The sequence below is a fragment of the Paenibacillus amylolyticus genome (assembly GCF_051136285.1).
GTDB lineage: Bacteria > Bacillota > Bacilli > Paenibacillales > Paenibacillaceae > Paenibacillus > Paenibacillus amylolyticus_F.
Genome location: NZ_CP194938.1, coordinates 1993994 through 2012236 on the forward strand (window position 1 = coordinate 1993994; position 18243 = coordinate 2012236).

Annotated in this window: 23 protein-coding genes; 5 read left to right on the plus strand and 18 right to left on the minus strand. The window is 44.9% G+C overall.

What is annotated here, in order from left to right; all coding sequences use genetic code 11:
* Positions 1-66: 66 nt before the first annotated feature.
* From ACR8BL_RS08715 to ACR8BL_RS08735, 5 genes are all read right to left on the minus strand, one after another.
* Positions 67-606: an NUDIX domain-containing protein gene (locus ACR8BL_RS08715; RefSeq protein WP_434752242.1), complete on the minus strand. Its 540-nt coding sequence runs from the start codon at positions 604-606 to the stop codon at positions 67-69.
* Between the two features lie 149 nt (positions 607-755).
* Entirely contained in the window at positions 756-1433 is a 678-nt protein-coding gene (locus ACR8BL_RS08720) for an ABC transporter ATP-binding protein (protein ID WP_434752243.1), read from the minus strand.
* Positions 1430-2644 carry an ABC transporter permease gene (locus ACR8BL_RS08725; RefSeq protein ID WP_434752244.1) on the minus strand — a complete coding sequence of 405 codons (1215 nt, stop codon included), beginning with the start codon at positions 2642-2644 and terminating at the stop codon, positions 1430-1432. The genes ACR8BL_RS08720 and ACR8BL_RS08725 overlap by 4 nt, the downstream gene beginning before the upstream one ends.
* Before the next feature lie 88 nt (positions 2645-2732).
* Positions 2733-4115, minus strand: a complete 1383-nt coding sequence (locus ACR8BL_RS08730; RefSeq protein ID WP_434752245.1) for a sensor histidine kinase — start codon at positions 4113-4115, stop codon at positions 2733-2735.
* Positions 4112-4789, minus strand: a complete 678-nt coding sequence (locus tag ACR8BL_RS08735) for a response regulator transcription factor (protein ID WP_434752246.1) — start codon at positions 4787-4789, stop codon at positions 4112-4114. The genes ACR8BL_RS08730 and ACR8BL_RS08735 overlap by 4 nt, the downstream gene beginning before the upstream one ends.
* A gap of 259 nt (positions 4790-5048) precedes the next feature.
* Between ACR8BL_RS08735 and ACR8BL_RS08740 the strand changes: the two genes are divergently transcribed.
* Positions 5049-6032, plus strand: a complete 984-nt coding sequence (locus tag ACR8BL_RS08740; RefSeq protein ID WP_434752247.1) for a cation diffusion facilitator family transporter — start codon at positions 5049-5051, stop codon at positions 6030-6032.
* A gap of 145 nt (positions 6033-6177) precedes the next feature.
* Here the strand turns inward: ACR8BL_RS08740 and ACR8BL_RS08745 are convergent, their stop codons facing one another.
* The 7 genes from ACR8BL_RS08745 to ACR8BL_RS08775 all read right to left on the minus strand — a co-directional run bounded on the left by ACR8BL_RS08745 (position 6178) and on the right by ACR8BL_RS08775 (position 10090).
* The gene (locus tag ACR8BL_RS08745; protein ID WP_434753057.1) at positions 6178-6558 is read right to left on the minus strand and encodes a VOC family protein; all 381 of its coding nucleotides are present in this window, start codon (positions 6556-6558) and stop codon (positions 6178-6180) included.
* A gap of 329 nt (positions 6559-6887) precedes the next feature.
* Complete coding sequence (locus tag ACR8BL_RS08750; RefSeq protein WP_434752248.1) at positions 6888-7733, minus strand: hypothetical protein; 846 nt, start codon at positions 7731-7733, stop codon at positions 6888-6890.
* 308 nt (positions 7734-8041) lie between these two features.
* Complete coding sequence (locus ACR8BL_RS08755; RefSeq protein ID WP_434752249.1) at positions 8042-8914, minus strand: phosphotransferase; 873 nt, start codon at positions 8912-8914, stop codon at positions 8042-8044.
* A 14-nt stretch (positions 8915-8928) separates the two neighbouring features.
* A complete protein-coding gene (locus ACR8BL_RS08760) occupies positions 8929-9216 on the minus strand; it encodes an SHOCT domain-containing protein (protein WP_434752250.1) in 288 nt (95 codons plus the stop codon).
* A gap of 51 nt (positions 9217-9267) precedes the next feature.
* Positions 9268-9504, minus strand: a complete 237-nt coding sequence (locus ACR8BL_RS08765; RefSeq protein WP_434752251.1) for an HAD hydrolase-like protein — start codon at positions 9502-9504, stop codon at positions 9268-9270.
* Positions 9505-9519: 15 nt separating this feature from the next.
* A complete protein-coding gene (locus ACR8BL_RS08770; protein ID WP_434752252.1) occupies positions 9520-9810 on the minus strand; it encodes a hypothetical protein in 291 nt (96 codons plus the stop codon).
* 67 nt (positions 9811-9877) lie between these two features.
* Positions 9878-10090, minus strand: a complete 213-nt coding sequence (locus tag ACR8BL_RS08775) for a hypothetical protein (RefSeq protein WP_434752253.1) — start codon at positions 10088-10090, stop codon at positions 9878-9880.
* A 143-nt stretch (positions 10091-10233) separates the two neighbouring features.
* On the opposite strand from ACR8BL_RS08775, the gene ACR8BL_RS08780 reads away from it, so the two are divergent.
* The 4 genes from ACR8BL_RS08780 (at position 10234) to ACR8BL_RS08795 (ending at position 15008) form a co-directional block, all read left to right on the plus strand.
* Entirely contained in the window at positions 10234-10746 is a 513-nt protein-coding gene (locus tag ACR8BL_RS08780) for an RNA polymerase sigma factor (RefSeq protein WP_434752254.1), read from the plus strand.
* Positions 10743-11822, plus strand: a complete 1080-nt coding sequence (locus ACR8BL_RS08785; protein ID WP_434752255.1) for an anti sigma factor C-terminal domain-containing protein — start codon at positions 10743-10745, stop codon at positions 11820-11822. Before ACR8BL_RS08780 ends, ACR8BL_RS08785 begins: the two co-directional genes overlap by 4 nt.
* Positions 11823-12268: 446 nt before the next feature.
* Positions 12269-13291: an ABC transporter substrate-binding protein gene (locus tag ACR8BL_RS08790; RefSeq protein WP_434752256.1), complete on the plus strand. Its 1023-nt coding sequence runs from the start codon at positions 12269-12271 to the stop codon at positions 13289-13291.
* Between the two features lie 100 nt (positions 13292-13391).
* Positions 13392-15008, plus strand: a complete 1617-nt coding sequence (locus ACR8BL_RS08795) for a helix-turn-helix domain-containing protein (protein WP_434752257.1) — start codon at positions 13392-13394, stop codon at positions 15006-15008.
* Positions 15009-15029: 21 nt separating this feature from the next.
* On the opposite strand, the gene ACR8BL_RS08800 is transcribed toward ACR8BL_RS08795, so the two are convergent.
* The 6 genes from ACR8BL_RS08800 to ACR8BL_RS08825 all read right to left on the minus strand — a co-directional run bounded on the left by ACR8BL_RS08800 (position 15030) and on the right by ACR8BL_RS08825 (position 18219).
* A complete protein-coding gene (locus ACR8BL_RS08800) occupies positions 15030-15524 on the minus strand; it encodes a DUF4085 family protein (RefSeq protein WP_434752258.1) in 495 nt (164 codons plus the stop codon).
* 206 nt (positions 15525-15730) lie between these two features.
* Positions 15731-15952 (minus strand): hypothetical protein, encoded by a 222-nt coding sequence (locus tag ACR8BL_RS08805; RefSeq protein ID WP_434752259.1) that lies wholly within the window; start codon positions 15950-15952, stop codon positions 15731-15733.
* 62 nt (positions 15953-16014) lie between these two features.
* Positions 16015-16404 (minus strand): hypothetical protein, encoded by a 390-nt coding sequence (locus ACR8BL_RS08810; protein WP_434752260.1) that lies wholly within the window; start codon positions 16402-16404, stop codon positions 16015-16017.
* An 86-nt stretch (positions 16405-16490) separates the two neighbouring features.
* A complete protein-coding gene (locus tag ACR8BL_RS08815) occupies positions 16491-17615 on the minus strand; it encodes a hypothetical protein (RefSeq protein WP_434758342.1) in 1125 nt (374 codons plus the stop codon).
* A 14-nt stretch (positions 17616-17629) separates the two neighbouring features.
* Positions 17630-17833: a hypothetical protein gene (locus ACR8BL_RS08820; RefSeq protein ID WP_434752263.1), complete on the minus strand. Its 204-nt coding sequence runs from the start codon at positions 17831-17833 to the stop codon at positions 17630-17632.
* Positions 17833-18219: an NUDIX domain-containing protein gene (locus ACR8BL_RS08825; RefSeq protein ID WP_434752264.1), complete on the minus strand. Its 387-nt coding sequence runs from the start codon at positions 18217-18219 to the stop codon at positions 17833-17835. Before ACR8BL_RS08825 ends, ACR8BL_RS08820 begins: the two co-directional genes overlap by 1 nt.
* Positions 18220-18243: the final 24 nt, after the last annotated feature.

Here is an 18243-nt window from a genome sequence, read left to right on the forward strand (position 1 = left end):
ACACAGCAACCTCATTTGAATCTAACAAGTAATCCCACTAAACTGTAACAATACTCTGCGTCTACATCAGCCTTTATCTGCTTTTCGCAACACATAGGCCAGTTGGTACATCTCGGCAATATCATGCCGGTTCTGTTCCCGGAAACGCCGTACCGCTTCATCAATCTTGACCAACTCAACCAACACTACCTGTTCCCCATCTTCGGGATTGAGCGGGTCACATATCAATTCCACATCGCCATAACCAATAACTCTGATGAAATGTGGATGCGGAATGTGAGGTCGATACGGCTCCTTGGCACGGGAAGTGCAATGAAACTGTCCAAAAACCTGATAAGAACGCAACTCTGCACCTAGTTCTTCCATCAGTTCACGTTTCAATCCATCCAGATAAGACTCGCCTGCTTCCAACGTTCCTCCAGGCAGCTCCCACAGACCGTTATCTAGTTGAAACACGACACACTGATTCCCAACAAACGGAATGATGCTCACATTACTCACCAGAGATTCATCCACAAGCTCGCCCAGCCTAAACTCCGCCTCCACAGTTCCCCAATGGATCGATGTGCTTAGTGCCGGAAATTGTTCTGCATTTATGCTGTTCATCTGCATTCATTCCTCCCCTATGTAATTCAAGCTGCTATGCAATCGTTCATATCTATGACCTACACTCCATTCCCTTCCAATTATAGTCGAAAACACAAAAAGAAGGCCACCTCCCCCGCAGGAGTTGTGACCCTCACATTTACATTCCTCTAACGCGCTACGAGCTTTCCCTTTTCCAAAAAAAGTACCCGGCTACAGAGCGGCAAAATCCGCTCATCATGCGTAACCATCACTGCACTCTTGCCCTGCTCCTTCACGAGCCGTGCAATCGTGCCTACAATATCCAGCCCGCGCTCCGCATCCAGGCTGGCCGTTGGTTCATCCGCCAGCAGCACGGCCGGATCATTCATCAGCGCCCGCGCAATGGCAACGCGCTGGCGTTCCCCGCCGGACAGCTTGTCAGTGTAAGCTTTCCGCCGATGAGACAGGCCCACCGTCTCCAGCAGTTCACCTGCACGGCGCTCGGCTTTACTTTTGTCCATACCTGCAAGCTTCGCAACCACGAATAGCTGCTCCTCCACCTTCAGGTAAGGAATCAGATTGGCACTTTGAAAAATAAATCCGAGCTGCCGCAGCCGCACATCCGAGATGTCTGTTTTACTTTTGCCCATAATCGAAGCACCGTCCAGCAATACCTCACCATCCGTGGGTTCGAGCAGTGCCCCTGCAATGGACAGAAATGTACTTTTGCCTGAACCCGAAGGGCCCATCACAGCGACAAGTTCTCCTTCTGCAACCTGCAGATCAAGCTGATCCAGAATAATGCGCTGGCTTCCGCCGTCATCAAATGTCTGTGTAATACCTTGTAATTCCAGTCGGTTTCTCATGCTGCCGTCCTCCCAATCGCATCAAGCGCATCAATTTTGGTCACTTTCCACACCGAGAACATCGAACCCGCCATCGACATCAGGATGAATAATACACAGGTTAATGCAAGGGTGGATAATCCTAATTGAAAAGGCATCGATGCAGGCAAAATGGACTCAAACAGCCGCACGAGCAACACGCTAATCACCAGACTGCCCACAGATAACAGCAGCACTTGCAGCGAGACACTGCCCGCCAGATAAGCGTTTCGAGTGCCGATGGCTTTTAAAATACCAAACTGACTGGTCTTCTGAATCGTAATGACGTAGAAAAATACCGCAAGCACAAATGCCGAGATCACATACAGAAATGCAATCATCATCAGCAGTGAGCCCTGCTCCTCCTTGTAACCAGGAATGGCAGATACCGCATCCGATTTGGTGATGATCTCCGTATTTGACAGTGCTGCACTCAGCTTGCTCGCCTGATCATCGGCACCTTTGACCGCGATGGCATTGTAAACTGGTCTGCTCGGTGAACCAGATGGAGTCGAAGTACCCGTTACAGCTTCAGCGCTCTTTCCAGTGTCCGTGCCAGCGCTCGCTTCAATCGTACCCGCTCCCGATTTTGCTTCTACTCCACCTGTTGTTGATGACACCTGTACAGACCTTGATCCAGCTTGCAATGCAAGCCATTCCTGCTCATTCAGAAACACCACCGGCGCATGACTGAACGATTCATTTTGCACAAAACCACTGACTGTCCACTCCGTTCCCGAGGCTTGATCCACCAAAATTGTGCCTATCTTCACACCAGACTTCGCCAGCTTCTGATCCACCACAACCTGTCCCGCAGACTGGTCGTTGATCGCTTTGCCTTCAGTAACGGTTGGCGCCAGCCAGCTTCCGGGGTTCACCATGAATAGGGCGACATCGATCTTCTTGGTATCGTCCGCCGGACTCACCGTGGTCATTCGGACCCCAAGCGGCTCGGCATTGTCCTGTCCAACGACAGCACGCGCCTTATCCAGCTCCTGCTGGCCCACCTGTGAACGAGTGAATCGATGATTCGAATCCTGTTCGAGAACAAAGTGGGTTGCTGCCATATTTTTAATCGAAGCCGCGTTATCATACGACAGCCCCTGCGCAAGTCCGGTTACAAACAACACCAGAAACGAAACCAGCACCATGATTGTGGCAATCAAGGCGTATCGTCCTTTTGCAAATCTCATTTCCCGTAAAGCCAAGTACATATGCTCTGACCTCCCTCTTGATAACCCAAGTATAGGAGGTGAAAATGAACGGAAAATGAATAACTCATTACATCTGCGGAAGGGTTACCGTAAAGAGCGTGCCTTCGGCTGAACTGGACACCTCAATCGTGCCGTGATGAATGCGGACAATCTTCTGCACAATCGCAAGGCCGAGGCCAGTCCGACCAGAAGAACGTTCACGTGCATGATCCACACGGTAGAAACGATCAAACAGGAACGGCAGATGCTCCGCTGCGATTCCGTCTCCGGTATCCTGAATATGAACAATACATGCTTTATCCGTCTGCTCTGCCCGAATCTCAATGCTACGGCCTTTTGGCAGATGCTGCACCGCATTACCCAGAAGATTCATCCACACCTGCATGAGCAGCACTTCATTACCCTTAAGCTCTATCGATTCAGGTACGGATATGCGAAGCGACAACTCTTTGTCTTCGAGCTGCCATTGCAACACCTGAACGGCCTGCCGGAATTGACCTTTAAGCGAGAAGGTCGTTTGAGTCGGGGGCATATCTTCATTTCCCTGTTCAAGGGAAGACAGTAGCAGCAATTGTTTACTAAGCAGCGAGAGATGACGACTCTCCTCTTCAATAATCGATGCATAATGCTCACGCTCCTGCTCCGGCAATTCCCGATCCGCCACCAATTGGGCAAACCCCTGAATCGAGGTTAACGGTGACTGTATCTCATGGGATACGTTGGACACAAACTGCTGCCGTGCCTGATCCACCCGTTCCAATTCACGACTCATCGTCATAAAATGCTGGGCGAGTTGCCCGATTTCGTCACGTCTTGCTGTATTTAATTTCAGATTATAATTGCCTTGCGCAATTCGTTTTGTCGCTTCGGATAGTCGTTCAATCGGATTCACCAGGTAACGCGTGCTGAACAGAAAGATCAGGACACTGATGCCAACCGTTAATGTCCCAATGAGCGCAAAGAAAATCCGCAGTTCCCCAAATTGCAAAATGATATCAGGACGCATGAACATGGCATATTGAGTATCACCCACTTGTAGCGGAACACCAACCGTATTACTTAATTGATTGTCAAAAAATCCGGTAATAAACGGTTGGCTCGGAAACTCGGCCACACCATGATACACTTCACCGCCCAGCACCAGGCGAATAGCCTGTTGATCCAAATCCTTTTCACGGAATTCACGACCGTAAAATTGATCATGCCCCTCACCATCTGTGACATAAATTTCGTATCCAAGTGAAGCCGCATTATTCAGATACCTCTCCACTGTGTCCGGCTGCTCTTCGGCAAACTTTTTCATATCCATGGCGATGCCCACCAGCTTCTCATCATTAAACTCTTTGAGTTTGGCGTGATAATAGATGTTGGAGAAAAAGAAACCCAGCACACTGCTGACTATAATCACCGCTACCGTAATGAGAAATATACGGACGTACAACGTTCTCAACGCGATTTCACCTCGATCTTATAACCAATGCCCCGCACCGTCTGAATCACAAAATCATCTGCATAATCCGCGAATCGGTCACGCAGCCTCTTGATATGTACATCCACCGTTCGGTCGTCTCCTTCATAATCTACACCCCACACGAGCCGAATAAGCTCATCCCGCGAGAACAAACGTCCCGGAAACTGCGCAAGCTGAGACAGTAGTTCGAATTCCTTCATCGGTAAAAATAAAATCGATTGCCCGTCACTCACCTCTACATTGTTGCGGTCAATGACAATTCGATTCATACGAATCATATCGCTGGAGGTCCGATGATATCGGCGAAATAACGCTTTGACCCGATACACCAGTTCCTCGGGTTCAAATGGCTTGGTCACGTATTCATCCGTGCCTCGCAAATATCCTTCTTTCTTGTCCGCCAGTTGATCCCGCGCCGTCAGCAACATAATAGGAATGTCGTAATGCTGACGAATGTAATCACAGAGTTCGAGTCCGTTCATGCCCGGCATCATGACATCAAGGATCGCGAGATCGATGGAGGTCTCCTGTATGATTTTGACCGCCTCCATACCATCTTGTGCTTCATGTACACGGTATCCCTCCTTCGTCATGACATGGCGCAGCAGCGCGCGAATATTAGCATCATCGTCTGCCAGCAGCAGATGTTTCATCTCGTTGTCCGCCCTTCTATAGTGATCCTGCCCCGATGGTAGCACAAAAACAAAGTCATTAGCCAGTACAGTTCCAGTATAGCTATCTATGTCGATGCATGTTTATATTTGTTCAAATCTGGTTGACACTAGAATGAGGTCGAATTATAATAAACACATACATATGAGCAATTGCTCATATGTTCATATAAATAACCATCACAAGTCATTACCATCCAACTTACATAACGGAGCTAAGCTCCTAAGGAGAGGATTTATCATGTCAGGACACCAACATAGTCACAATCAAGGGCACGACCATGGGCACAATCACACACACGGTACGAATAACAAAAAAGTACTGCTCTTTTCCTTCATTATCATTACCTTGTATATGATCGTGGAAGCCTTCGGGGGATTCATCACCAATAGTTTGGCACTCATCTCCGATGCGGGTCACATGCTCTCGGACTCTATTGCACTCGGAATTGCTCTGCTGGCATTCACATATGGAGCAAAAGCCGTCAATACGGGGAAAACCTATGGTTACAGACGTTTTGAAATTCTGGCAGCCACACTTAACGGAGTTACGTTAATTGCCATTGCGCTTTATATTTTCTACGAGGCCATTGGCCGTTTTATCCACCCGCCTGAAGTCGCAACCATGGGTATGCTGATCATCAGTACAATCGGATTGCTCGTGAACATTCTGGTCGCCTGGATTATGATGCGTGGCAGCGATACCGAGGGCAATCTGAACATGCGCGGCGCTTATCTGCACGTGATCAGTGACATGCTGGGGTCTATCGGTGCGATTGTCGCCGCCTTGTTAATGATGTTCTTCGGCTGGGGCTGGGCAGATCCACTCGCAAGTGTCATTGTCGCGGTGCTGGTATTACGCAGTGGATTTTATGTCACCAAGTCCTCGCTACACATTCTGATGGAAGGCACACCGACCAACGTGAATGTTACTGATCTGGTGCAGACCATCCAGCAGGTCGATGGTGTCAAAGGTGTGCACGATGTGCACGTCTGGTCAATCACCAGCAACCTGAACGCACTGACCGCCCATATCGTGGTAGATGGTACGATGGATGTATATGCATCCGAGGTGCTTGTACAGAAGATCGAACATCTGCTGGAGCACAAAGAGATCAAACACGTCACCTTGCAGGTCGAGTCGGAAAAGCATCTTCATGACACCTCGGTGCTTTGCACCGTAAAAGGTGATGCACCCGACGCGCACGCACATCACCATCATTGATTTTAGTGCAGCCTGGCTGACACTTGTGCCGATTTGATGAGGCAAAGCAGGACAATTCCCGTTAAGGGATCGCCCTGTTTTTTATTTATTCACGCTTGTTTTATAGTTTGGCTTTGGGTTTGAATTTGCAGCCTATGCAGGCTGTTTAAACCGAGATCCACTCCAGAAACTCCAACCGATTCCCAAAGGGATCATTCAGATAAAAGCGCCTTACTCCCTCATCTGCTCTTGCCTCATCATCTATGACTTGGATATCGTGCATGTGTAAGTGTTCACGCAGCTGCTCCAGATTCTGGACATGAAAGGCCGGATGGGCTTTGGAAGCAGGTACAAAATCATGCTGCACACCGATATGAACCTGATGATCGCCGCATTGAAACCACACACCGCCGCGTTTCTGCAGCAATACAGGCTTTGGAATTTCTGTCCAGCCCAGAATTTGATTAAAAAAATCTCTAGCTTCCTTCTCACAGCCTTCAGGAGCAGCCAACTGCACATGGTCAATACCGATGAAATTATAATTCATACTATTCATCAACCCCCCTACTGAGTTTCACTTAATGAAACTCAGTTCCGTTTTATAATTCCATTTTATAGATATAATAACAGTAAGTCTAGGGTGTTTCGGCAAACTACATCGTTATGTATCCAAGCTAATTGTCACCGCCTAAATATCAATCTCATCCCAATTTAGAATTACATATCCCAACCTTGTTCTATTCCCATTTGAAAGTTATATCAACATGATTGTCAGAACCACACCCAAAACCAATGTAGCTTAAATAAGGACTAATTCGGGTCTCCCGCATTTCTCGCATTTCTCTTTCCCTCCTTAGGTTTCAGGCGTAATTTAATTTACCTGTAGTACATCAGCTTTTGCGCTTCCATACTCAGCCCGAATGAAATGAGCCGATCTTTCATGGCTCGGTATACATCTGGATCATCGAAACCTTGAGCCTGACTGTCCCGGATCAAACTAAACAGACCGATTGGATCTGCATTCGATATATAGGACTTCAACTGCTGCTCCTGATTGTATGGGATCTCTTTCTCATGCCACGGATGAGGCTCCGCTCTCTTCTGATCACTTACTAAACCTTCTCCCAGGGCAACACCAAGGCCATCAAGTGTATCGACAATGACTTCACCACGTCTGATCTGCCGGGCTTCCTGAATGTAAGAGTAACCGTCCGGAATGGGCTGAAGATCAAATCGCTGCATAGCCAAGTCCCGAACCTTATGTTTTTGTTGATCCCAACGTTTCCTATCAAAGTATTCACTACTATTTGAGTTCCCCTCTTCCTCTTTCAGATAGTCCAGGTATGTTTGTTTCGATTCAAATTCATTTAGAAGCAAGCCCTCATGACCTGAAAAACCAAGCGCGAAAAATTCCCGGATATTGCTGGCCACAATCCTCGCATAATGTCCAAAAGCCATGGGGTCTACACGAATTACAGGTGCTAAGCTTAAATCAGGAGCATGTCCAAAGTCCGTCAAAAATGAATAATGAATGCCATCCATGCCCGTATTGGCAAACACGATCGCATCCGCAGGGGAACTCAAATAACCCCCATGATCATAAGGATCGAATTGTAGAAAATAACCCGTTGGTGTCTCCAGATAAGGTACTTCATGCTTGATTTCCTGCTCCCAATTCATCATATCTTGCAACAGCTCAGGAATCTTATAAGTGCTCGCCATTACACTTCCTCCTCAGTAATACATCATTTACAATTTAGGTTGTTGAATGGAGCGATGTTCATTGTGTCCTTACTCAACTTAAACGCTAACGATTACCAGAAGCCTTATATGGCCTGTTTCGCTGCTTTTTATTTTCTAACGATCCACAGAGACACTATTTTGCTAGTTTTGCTCCAATATAGTACATTTTTCAGGTTTTTGATGAAATAAGCTTCGTGGGGATCGTTAGAATTTCAGTTCACGTTTAAAGACTGGCAAGGGCGAAATCTCCAAAAATTACACAATCCCCTTTTTAACTCAATTGCATTTCAGCAATGCTTCTCACACTGCCGTTTCCACAAATCCCACGCTTGTAGATACTCAGGCAAATCCTGCGGATGATGTTTGCAACTGAGCCCGATTCGGCAGTACAGATGAACCAGTGCTTCTTCCATCAATCTTGACTTATTCATAGTCACCTGTTCAAGATGCTCGAATACATCCCATAACATTACCGGGTCAAGGTCATCGGGGGAGGAACAAAAGGCATACAGAAAGTCATATATCACGGGGCCAACCATCGGAGATGGGTCAATGACCCCAATCAGTTCCTTTTGCTCAAACACAATATTATGAACACCTGCATCCCCATGTAAAAGAAACCTCGCTGCCTCATCCTTCTCAAACAGACGATTCACTGTAGATTGAACCAGATCGTAGTCTTCCGCTGTAAGCACATCACCAAGATTCTCTCTCGCCTCATCAATACTAATCTGATTGAATGCCTTCCATGTCTCGCGTGCATACTCCATTCTTCCCCATGGCTTTGTACCCGGCAAACGCACATATGTATTAAACAGCTCGTTCACAATCCGGGTTAACCAGGCTTTCTTCGCTCCCCGATGGTTATGGGTCTCACCTTCCATAAAGCTGTATGCAAAATAAGTGTTGTCCGAACTCGAAAAAAGAACCTTTGGCAGCAGCATCACTTCACTGTATGCATTCAGAAACTGACATGTAACACGAATGTCCTCAGGATCATCCCATTTCAAAATGTACCGTTCGCCCGAGCTCGCAAGTAGCCTGAACACCCGACCAGCTGTCGTTCCTGACAGCTGCTTTACTTCCATAATCTGCTCGTGATTCCTATGCTTTCGAAATAGCTCGTTGATCTCCTGGATGCTTGAGTTGATATTCATCATATCTTTCTCCTGTTTTATCTAATCTTTGCAAGCAACTTCTCTTTCTTCTGGTCAAATTCATACTCCGAGATGATATTTTTTTCCTTTAGCTCCCCTAATTGTAAAAGCTGTTCATGGACATTAACTACGGGTTTCTTTAATTTATTGACCTTTACAAGCATAAAAATAGAATATGGTATGGCAAAAAACATAGATAAAAGTGCCCATCCTACTGCAGCCGTCTCGTCTACGGGTCCCAAAATAAATATGAAAAATAACGTCAATGTAAATACTATAACTGCAATAATGGATAATACCTTCAAAATTCATTTCCCCCTAAATGTTATGTACTTTTCTTTTAATCCTCAAATGGATTATTCGCCAATAATCCAATGTACTGCCTCCAAAATATCTGTAGCAATATAATCTGGGTCAGTCTGAGCCCACTTCTCTCTGAACTTCGTTAATGAGGATTCGCCCCAGCCTGTTCTCACCATGATCTTGGTCGCTCCTACAACATGCGCAGCAAGCATGTCCGTCTCGCCTACGTCTCCAATAACGATACATTGGGTCAAAGCCAAATCGTGCTGCTCCGCAGCCTGAAGTAACATGCCGGGTTTAGGCTTTCAGCAGCCGCATTCTTCTTCATGTGAGCAGATGTAGGCCTGATCAAATCCGTATTCCTGAAACTGCTGTTCAAACTCCTGAACCGTTGCTTGTCCGCGTGAAATTCGGTGTTGATTAGTGAGTGCAAATACCTTCATTCCGTTCTGCTTTAAGAGCGTAATCGCTTCCTGCGCATTCGGATATAACTCAAAGTCTCTTGGATGAATAAAATGTCCTGTACCTCCGATCTGCCATCTCTGTCGATAAAAACAGCCTGAACGTTTGGAATTGCAGTCATAAGGTTTGTTCATTCCCGATTTAAGTTATTGTTTTAACCACTATTCACTAACTTAAAGGTCTCACCGCTTCACACAGCTATTACACTTTTTCATCGATAATATGTTGACTGTCCTGGCCTTTCGTATGTTGAAGCCCTCTGACTTCTGCGCGCAGATTACGTACTTCCTTCATCAGTAGATCAAGTTTCCTTGATGTTTTGGACGAATCAACAGCATAACGTACAACTGCTGCAATAATGAGCACGAAAATAATGAATACAAAAACGGCAATTAACGCTGTAAATAACTCCATGGTCGTGTACATCTCCTTGGTGTCTATGAACTTATGTGCCTGACAAAACATAATTCAATTCATATTATTAATAAATATTCAATTTAATTGTAACATTTTTCAACTCCGCCCGTTGTCTTAAATGAAGGAGGATGAAATCTGAAATGAGGAGTGATTTATATGCCGAACTATTCAAACAGTACCAGTCCTCCCTGCATCTCTATCTCTACCGAATGTGTGGATCACAAGAAACGGCTGAGGAGTTAGTTCAAGAGACATTTTACAGAGCTATGGTATCGATGAAAGCGAAACATGCAGACTATGCCAGAGCCTGGTTATACAAAGTAGCCAGACATTTGTTTATCGATTGGTACCGGAAGAACCGCGGGGAAATGGAAATGAGCCGAGAACTGGAGAAACAAAGTGTAGAGAATACATATCGTACTCCTGAGGAAGTGCTCGCTGCTCGTGAACGGATAAAGCTCATTCAACAGGTCATGAAAAAACTGCCTGAACAGTACCGGACTGTGCTGCTACTTCGCGAGATGAATGAACTGTCTTACAAGGAACTGTGTGAGGTTCTGGATATGAATATGAGCCAAGTCAAAGTTACCCTGTTTCGTGCAAGAGCACGATTTAAAGAAGAGATGTTACAGATGAAAGGAGAGAATGAATGATGTCCAAGTCAACGGAACCCGATGATCTGCATGTACTCCATGCAGATGATTTTGAACCTCAACGCCCGGAATGGAGTCATAAGCAATTTAGACGAATGGTGTGGAAAACACGTTGGAAAATTTTCCTGAACGCAGGTGGCGTTCTATTTTTAATATTTATACTCTATCATGTCTATCTCACGGCTCTGCATATGTATTTCGATCAATCCAAGGTGCGGAACGAGTTCATGCGTTCCATTATTTCGGTGGTGGAGATGCATGGTGACGGATTACGCGTCGAAAAAAATCCAAATCAGACGTTCGAAGTCACTCCCTTTTTAACACAGAAGGCTAATCTGAAAGTATATCGCCTCGTCGGTTCATCGGAAGTGATCACTGGTGAGGTTCAAGCCGAACGAAGTATTACCGGTAAATTCAGTTACAAGATGAATAGCACAGGTGCTTATTTAAATGGGAACGAACCCGGTCCATTTTACCTTCCGTATGACTTGGTTGACGGCAAACCTTCCCATGAGGACACGGAGGAAAACAGCAGTTCCAAGCGACTTCGTAAAATAGATGACGGACATGTTGCCGAGATGTCGATCTCATTGAAAAATCTAAAATCGCCTGAGCAACTTATGCAGCTACTCTCTAAGTATGATGTCCGAGTAACAGCGATGCTGATCTATTCAGGAGAAATGCAAGAAAAAAATCTTTCCTATTCGAGAGCAGGAATGTTTGACTATAATGTTCCTCATCTGACTCTTAAGCCGCTCTATGAAATGGAAGACGGCGGAGGTCGATGGTTTAATTATTTTCCTAGAGAACATGTAGATCAGAAGCTGGCACAGTCAGAAGGAACGATGAAGGAACAAATTCAAGGCATGATGTCTGATCTGGGATGGATGACCAGCAAATTGAGTTATACCGGTGTTGATTTGGATCAACGACGACTTGCCTATCTGAAAAAGAATGGCGTACAAGTATATGGAGCTATTGTAACAGGCCCCGTACGTGAATTGCAGAAGATTACCGAGAATCCGGAATTCCAGCATGTGCATCTGAACCGGGTAGAGATATGGAATTGGGATTAAGAATACAAGGTCTTCCATTGGAAAAGAGATCAAACCTTTGTGTGAACAGGGGATGATCTCTTTTTTTATATGCAAGAGTTACAAGTCATGCAGCCGAAGCAAGAAAGGTAAACATCATGCTGAGTAGATTTATTTTCAATCAGATCCAAACTCTTACTGTATTCCTGCCATACCAAAAGTATTCAGGATCAAGCTCATCATATCTTGTGGAGAATCTGGTTTCTATGCTGTTAATCTTCAAATGTTCTTCCTCCATCCTTTCATTCGTCGAAACACATTCTTTATTAAAGTAGCCTATCATTTTCAAATGCATTGTAACATGTACATATTGGACATATTTCAAAAAACGATATTTCAATCTCAAAAGTCCATTGAACTAATCTGTTCCGCTAATTATGATAAGCAAAGTGTACAAATGAGAATAAATATCAGTGGGAGAAGTGAACATGATGGCATATCATAAAAAAGGCTTATCTATATTGAGCATGATGATTGTACTTGTCTTGGTGCTTGTTGCATGCGGCGGCGCGGGAAAAGTAAAAGAAGGTACAGAGGCGAGTGGGGTCCAACCGGAACCTGCCACTTCCTCAACCGAAAATCAAACAACAGGAACACGAACCGCCCAGCATGTACTTGGCAAAATTGAAATCCCGGAGCATCCTCAGAGGGTCATTGGATTATTTGTTGAAGATGAGATGAGTGCGCTTGGCGTCAAACCGATTATGCAATACTCCAGTGGCACCTATTACCAGACTTATCTTGAGAACTATTTAAAAGATGTGCCGAAGCTGGATACAGCCGCTTTTAATTTTGAGGCCATTATGGCAGCACAGCCAGACCTCATTATCCTTGGCTTCCAGGGTTGGGCAGAGGGAGGCACCTATGAAAAGTTATCCCAAATTGCACCAACCTATGTATTCACCGGCAGTGAAATTCAGTATCCGCAAAATTGGAAAAAGAACTTGCTGCTTGTTGCTGACCTACTCGGTAAAAAAGAACAAGCAGACGCCGTTATTCAGAAACGCGAAGCGGAAACAAAGCTTGCCAAGCAGCAATTACAGGCCGCGTCTGAAGGAAAGACAGCTGCAATGGTTCGCATACATGCTAGTAAAGAAATCCGATTATATGGCGGTCCTGGTGGCCAAGTAGGGACTGCCTTATATGGTGATTTCGGACTAGAGCCTGCACCTATAGTCCGGAAGCTGGCGTGGGGTGAAGATAAGGACATTCAGACCATTTCAATGGAAACTATTCCACAGATCGATGCCGATTATATTTTCCTCGCGGTAGATGAAGGTCGAGCGGAGCAGGCCAAGGAACTCCAAGAAAGCAAGCTATGGAAACGACTCCCGGCTGTTCAACAAGGTCATGTCTATGAGGTTCGCGGTGACGTATGGATTACGAATGGTCCTCTCGCATACGAGAAGAAACTCGAAGACGTCAAGAAGGCAATTATTGCTGCAAATTGATCTAGAAGAAGCGGGTCTGCCGAATGGTTGACTAGCTTCTTTTTTGTCTTTAAAATAGTGATAATAATTCTCATTTGCGCAGGAGGAATTCGAACCTTTCATGATGACTAACTCTACGAGTAGGGACTCTAAACAGTCCACTGCCTTCCATTCCTGCTTTTTCAGATTAATTGATGTTGTATCCCTGAAGATCGACCACCCTCTCGAAATACCTCTGAATGTCAGTTTGAGCTACAGGCTAATCGTTGTATCTGAGGGATCGGGCAAAATTCACATCGATGACCGTTCTTATAAGCTCACGACTGGAAGCAGCTACTCCATTGCACCTGGAAGCAAGCCGGTCATTATTTCGGCTGGAGAAGATCAGAAATCCTTGCACTACCTCTGTATGACCTTTGACATCATTGGTGCAGATCCGGGTCACGACCTGCTGCTCCGTTTCAACAATAGGGAACTGATGATTGAGCCCTTTCGTCGTACGATTTCAACTATGCGGAAGCTGATTACGATGAAGGTTGCTGTAAGCGAAGAAGAACAGGTTGCCTATTATTTTCGTTTTCAGAAACTGATGTACGCACTGCTGAAGCAAAATAGGAATGTATCTGCAACCGTCACCGCCATGCAATCCGTGGAACAGAGCATTTCTTTTTTGATGGATCATTATCACGAAGAGATCAGCACGAAGCAGTTAGCTGAGCAGGCTGGATTAGGCATCAAGCATTACACCCGTTTATTCAAAAAAGTAACTGGCTTAACGCCTCATGAATACGTGTCCTCTCTGCGTATACGCAAAGCCAAAGAACTGCTCCTTGTTTCCAGAAAATCACTTGCTGAAATTGCCGAGCAGGTGGGCTATCGAGACAGTTATTACTTTAATCGGCGCTTCAAACAGATAACCGGTGTCCCGCCGCGCGTATATGTAAATACACGCCAGTACAAAATCATGTCCATGAGCTATGTAGGCACGCTGCTCGCTCTAGGTATTCAACCCATTGGGGCACCTGCCTATCATCTGGGTTATTATGCTCAACAACTGGCAGGTAACATTACGAGTATCGGAGATAAATCCACATTCTATTACGACAAGATGCATGCGCTTAGACCTGATCTTATTATCAGTTGTGATACGCTTGATCTGGAACATCAGCAACAACTGGAGCGTATCGCTCCCCTGGTAACCATTCCCTGGATGGGTCTGCATGCGATTGAGCATTTGCAAGCGATCGGCGATCTGCTCGGTGTGGAGAAGCAGGCACAGAACTGGATTAACGAATATGAGTTGAAACGGGAGTACGCCCAGCACCGGATTAAACCTCATATAAATACCCATGAGACCGTAGGCCTCATAGTCATTGAAGGGAACGAATTATTCGTGCTTGGAGATCGAAATGTGGGTGAAATTATGTATGGTTCCTTTGGTTTGCAGCCACCTCCACTTGTTCGTAACCTGCTGGTAGAGCACCCTAACCAGTACGGCAGACAAGTAACGGTTGAACAGCTCTGGCAATATGAGGCCGATCGTTTATTTGTCATCGTATATGGTGCGGAGGCTGTGCTAACGTATAACCAACTGCAGCGTAATCCGATATGGAGACAGTTAACCGCAGTCCGTCAAGGCAAGGTACAGCACATTGATCCCGACAAATGGATTTTCTACGATGTGCTTTCGCTTTCCGGCCAACTGGATGACGGAATGAATCTACTCGCCAACGGATGATGTGCATCTGTTGGCTCGGTGTCATTCTAGTATTTCTGCAACAATATCGGCACAGCGAATAATCAATTCAGACATCGGTTCTCCGTTCAGAAGAACATGCAGCTCATATCCGTTATCGATTCGATACAGCTCCTCATACAGCCAGAATCTACCGACAATCTCTCCCTCTTGCTTGAGAATTTCAGGTGCAATCAACTTGAGTTTATTCATTTCAGTGAAGCCTCCCCGGTTGTCAAAACAGATAACCAGATCGTCCCCCGTGAGTAGCTCTGTCACCTCACAATCATGAAACTGCACCTTGCGGCGAATTTCATTCGAAATATCCTGGTTTATCATGGTTTCTCTATACTCTTCTAATACACGTTCCATCTCTTTTGTATTTCTCGCACTCTCTTCCTTAAGCTTCTGCATGACTTCTCTCGTGCAATATCCCAGTGCAAACACACGGATATCCGCTATTTGTTCCAAGATTTCCGAGGATAACTTCTCCGCATGGTATCGGTAGTTCCACGCCATAGATTCTTGGTAATCCGCTTTGCACTTACACGCATCAAATGCAGGACGGGTATCATACTCGGCAATCAGCTTTTCGATATGCGCTCGCTCACGTTTCGTACCACTCTTTTGTTAGATATTTCATGGGCACCTCTCCTGCTATATGAGTTAACTGTAGATCTTTACACGTTCAATCCGATAACGGAATTGTTTAACTTAGTCCAATTTTATATCGATGCGTACAGCTTTTTAATCTGTGATGCGAATTTGGCCGATTCCGATGCGTCAAAGCCCTCCAGAACATACTTCCGTTCTTTAAATGAATTCATCAAGAAAGATGCTTCATAGCTCGCATGATCCACCAATTGGACCTGAGGTTTAAGCTGAATGAGTTCAGCCGTGAGATTTTTATACCAATCACTGTTTAGCAATTGTTCAATCGTTTTCATGACTACTCCTCCAGATGATTCTCCAGTCCCAACGTCCCCTTATACTCAACAGACGTGCTGTTCTACACCAAGGTTTGAAAAAATTTGTGTTTGATATCTTTATCGTTCCGCGCGGCCCATTCACGGACTGCTTCTACACCTTCAGTCTCCTGACCTTTCTGAAAATAAAAGCATAGATCCATCGGCACAATTCGTTTGCCATAGCGTTTAAACCCGATTCGTCTGTAATTCATATAAATACACTCAATCTGAGAGGCATCGTATTTCTGTAATTTGGTAGAGATGATGTGGTCGCTTTCCAGCTTAATGCTTGGTTTGGTGAACAATAACCGATGAATGAGAAAGACAATGAAAACTAAAACATAGACAAACAAGAATAAACCGAAGTACTTCAATACACCATTTCCGCTAATAAAAACACTTCTAGATAAAATGATCTCAATGATCAGCATACATATCAGGTTCAATACAGTTCTTGGATAAATCGTCTTATACGTGATAGGTTATTCCTCCTAATCTACGATGCATTTATTGCACCTCAAATGATTGGTGCCAGATCTTCTGATTGTAACAACGCTAACTTGTTTGCAGGTATGCTTGCATGTAAATCTCCATTCATGACATCCATCGCTTCCCATTCAACAAACACAACAAAGTAATCTGTAAGTTTGGAGTATTCGGACCAGTTGGTCGTTACATTTAGCTCGTAAGCAACTTCCTGCCACAAACGCTTGCCTTCCTCAAACCAATCTCCTCTGCTGCGCCAATATATAATCAAAGTCCGAAGCCTCTGAATCAGATCATGATCCTCCAGCTCTTGTTGATCATTCAATGGATGTTCGCCCGAACTCCAGAGTCTGTAATAATAATACTCGTCATGCTCATCTTTTTCTTCTATCTGTTCTTCTCTTACCTCTTCCCAGCCTGGGTTGAACATGGGCGAATACACTGCATGAACTTCATCATGTAAGTAGATGGATAAGAAACAATAGGCTCTTTCCGCTGGAGACTCACAGATCGTATCCATCGTTTGTTTCACTGCCAGCATAAGTTCCTTTTTCACCATTTCCCGCAATGTCTGAACTTCTGCATCTGCCATCTCAACATAAATCACACCTTGTGTACCATCTAATACTCGCAACAGCCCACCTTGTTCATCATATTCAAAATATGTGCGGACAAGATGAGTGTAATATTCATTATTTTCATATTGTGGCTGGTAGACTTGCACAAGTTGGTTGCCCTCATAAATATATTCTTCAACGTTAATCTTATTAAATCGAGAGACATATTCCACGGATCGACCAATATGCCTATCTTGTAGCCAGTATTCCTTAACGCCGTCCAATACACCCTCAACATATGTTCTTGTCGTTATTAAATCGTCTCTATATGTAACATACGTATAACCATCAATGAGATCGTCACAGGCCAAAATCAGCAATCTGCCTTGATCATCCAATTCATAATACGTATCCGTCTCTTCTTCCGAACGTTCTCCAACAATAAGTCCCTCACGTTCAAACCAATAGGGCATAATATCATATCGTTTACTTGTGGTATATTCTCTTCTATGTACTTGCGCCTCAGCTTCTTGTTTGTAAAAATAATAATTGTCTGCCGCATCCTGATTAAGCTTTACATAATATTCTTCATTAATCATATTTTCAAACCTCTCTATTGATGAGTATTAATCCGAAGCCACTTGGAAGGGGTCTTTCTGGCAAAATGCTTTTCTACAAAATCCAGAACATCATCGATTCCGGGCAGTGCTGCGCTCTGTTTCGCTTCATCAAACGTCATCCATTGGTAATCGCTATGCTCATGATTCAACTGGACTTGCTGATCCTCGTGTACATAACCTACAAATACGGGAGCCATTAAATATAATCTTCTATCGGTGAATAAAACTTTTCGAACTGATTCGACGTGTATAAACGAACTTCCGTGATGCCCGTTTCTTCACGAATCTCACGAAGCGCGGCTTCCCACGCTTTTTCTCCATGTTCAATACCGCCGCCGATATAACACCATTCACCATGCAGCATACGACCAGCCCGCTTAAGCATCAGTACATGGTAATCATCCAGACATTTTTTCAAAAGTACTACAGCAACTCCTTCACAGCGGATCGGCACGGTCTGTTTGGGTGAATCAGTTGGAGCGGCTTGATTGCTTGGAATGGCTGGATGGATGGAGCCAGATAGACCCGTTTGAACTGTTTGGTTCACTTGGCTTACTCCTTGAGCATTTGTTGTGTGTTCCAACGATTCTGCCTCCTGTCCTTCACG

Excerpts from the sequence above, each read along its gene's own strand:
- ACR8BL_RS08715 (WP_434752242.1), bottom strand. The coding sequence starts at position 606 with ATGAACAGCATAAATGCAGAACAATTTCCGGCACTAAGCACATCGATC.
- ACR8BL_RS08720 (WP_434752243.1), bottom strand. The coding sequence starts at position 1,433 with ATGAGAAACCGACTGGAATTACAAGGTATTACACAGACATTTGATGAC.
- ACR8BL_RS08725 (WP_434752244.1), bottom strand. The coding sequence starts at position 2,644 with ATGAGATTTGCAAAAGGACGATACGCCTTGATTGCCACAATCATGGTG.
- ACR8BL_RS08735 (WP_434752246.1), bottom strand. The coding sequence starts at position 4,789 with ATGAAACATCTGCTGCTGGCAGACGATGATGCTAATATTCGCGCGCTG.
- ACR8BL_RS08740 (WP_434752247.1), top strand. The coding sequence starts at position 5,049 with ATGTCAGGACACCAACATAGTCACAATCAAGGGCACGACCATGGGCAC.
- ACR8BL_RS08745 (WP_434753057.1), bottom strand. The coding sequence starts at position 6,558 with ATGAATTATAATTTCATCGGTATTGACCATGTGCAGTTGGCTGCTCCT.
- ACR8BL_RS08750 (WP_434752248.1), bottom strand. The coding sequence starts at position 7,733 with ATGGCGAGCACTTATAAGATTCCTGAGCTGTTGCAAGATATGATGAAT.
- ACR8BL_RS08755 (WP_434752249.1), bottom strand. The coding sequence starts at position 8,914 with ATGATGAATATCAACTCAAGCATCCAGGAGATCAACGAGCTATTTCGA.
- ACR8BL_RS08765 (WP_434752251.1), bottom strand. The coding sequence starts at position 9,504 with ATGTTACTTCAGGCTGCGGAGCAGCACGATTTGGCTTTGACCCAATGT.
- ACR8BL_RS08770 (WP_434752252.1), bottom strand. The coding sequence starts at position 9,810 with ATGAACAAACCTTATGACTGCAATTCCAAACGTTCAGGCTGTTTTTAT.
- ACR8BL_RS08775 (WP_434752253.1), bottom strand. The coding sequence starts at position 10,090 with ATGGAGTTATTTACAGCGTTAATTGCCGTTTTTGTATTCATTATTTTC.
- ACR8BL_RS08780 (WP_434752254.1), top strand. The coding sequence starts at position 10,234 with ATGAGGAGTGATTTATATGCCGAACTATTCAAACAGTACCAGTCCTCC.
- ACR8BL_RS08785 (WP_434752255.1), top strand. The coding sequence starts at position 10,743 with ATGATGTCCAAGTCAACGGAACCCGATGATCTGCATGTACTCCATGCA.
- ACR8BL_RS08790 (WP_434752256.1), top strand. The coding sequence starts at position 12,269 with ATGATGGCATATCATAAAAAAGGCTTATCTATATTGAGCATGATGATT.
- ACR8BL_RS08795 (WP_434752257.1), top strand. The coding sequence starts at position 13,392 with ATGATGACTAACTCTACGAGTAGGGACTCTAAACAGTCCACTGCCTTC.
- ACR8BL_RS08800 (WP_434752258.1), bottom strand. The coding sequence starts at position 15,524 with ATGGCGTGGAACTACCGATACCATGCGGAGAAGTTATCCTCGGAAATC.
- ACR8BL_RS08805 (WP_434752259.1), bottom strand. The coding sequence starts at position 15,952 with ATGAAAACGATTGAACAATTGCTAAACAGTGATTGGTATAAAAATCTC.
- ACR8BL_RS08810 (WP_434752260.1), bottom strand. The coding sequence starts at position 16,404 with ATGCTGATCATTGAGATCATTTTATCTAGAAGTGTTTTTATTAGCGGA.
- ACR8BL_RS08815 (WP_434758342.1), bottom strand. The coding sequence starts at position 17,615 with ATGATTAATGAAGAATATTATGTAAAGCTTAATCAGGATGCGGCAGAC.
- ACR8BL_RS08820 (WP_434752263.1), bottom strand. The coding sequence starts at position 17,833 with ATGGCTCCCGTATTTGTAGGTTATGTACACGAGGATCAGCAAGTCCAG.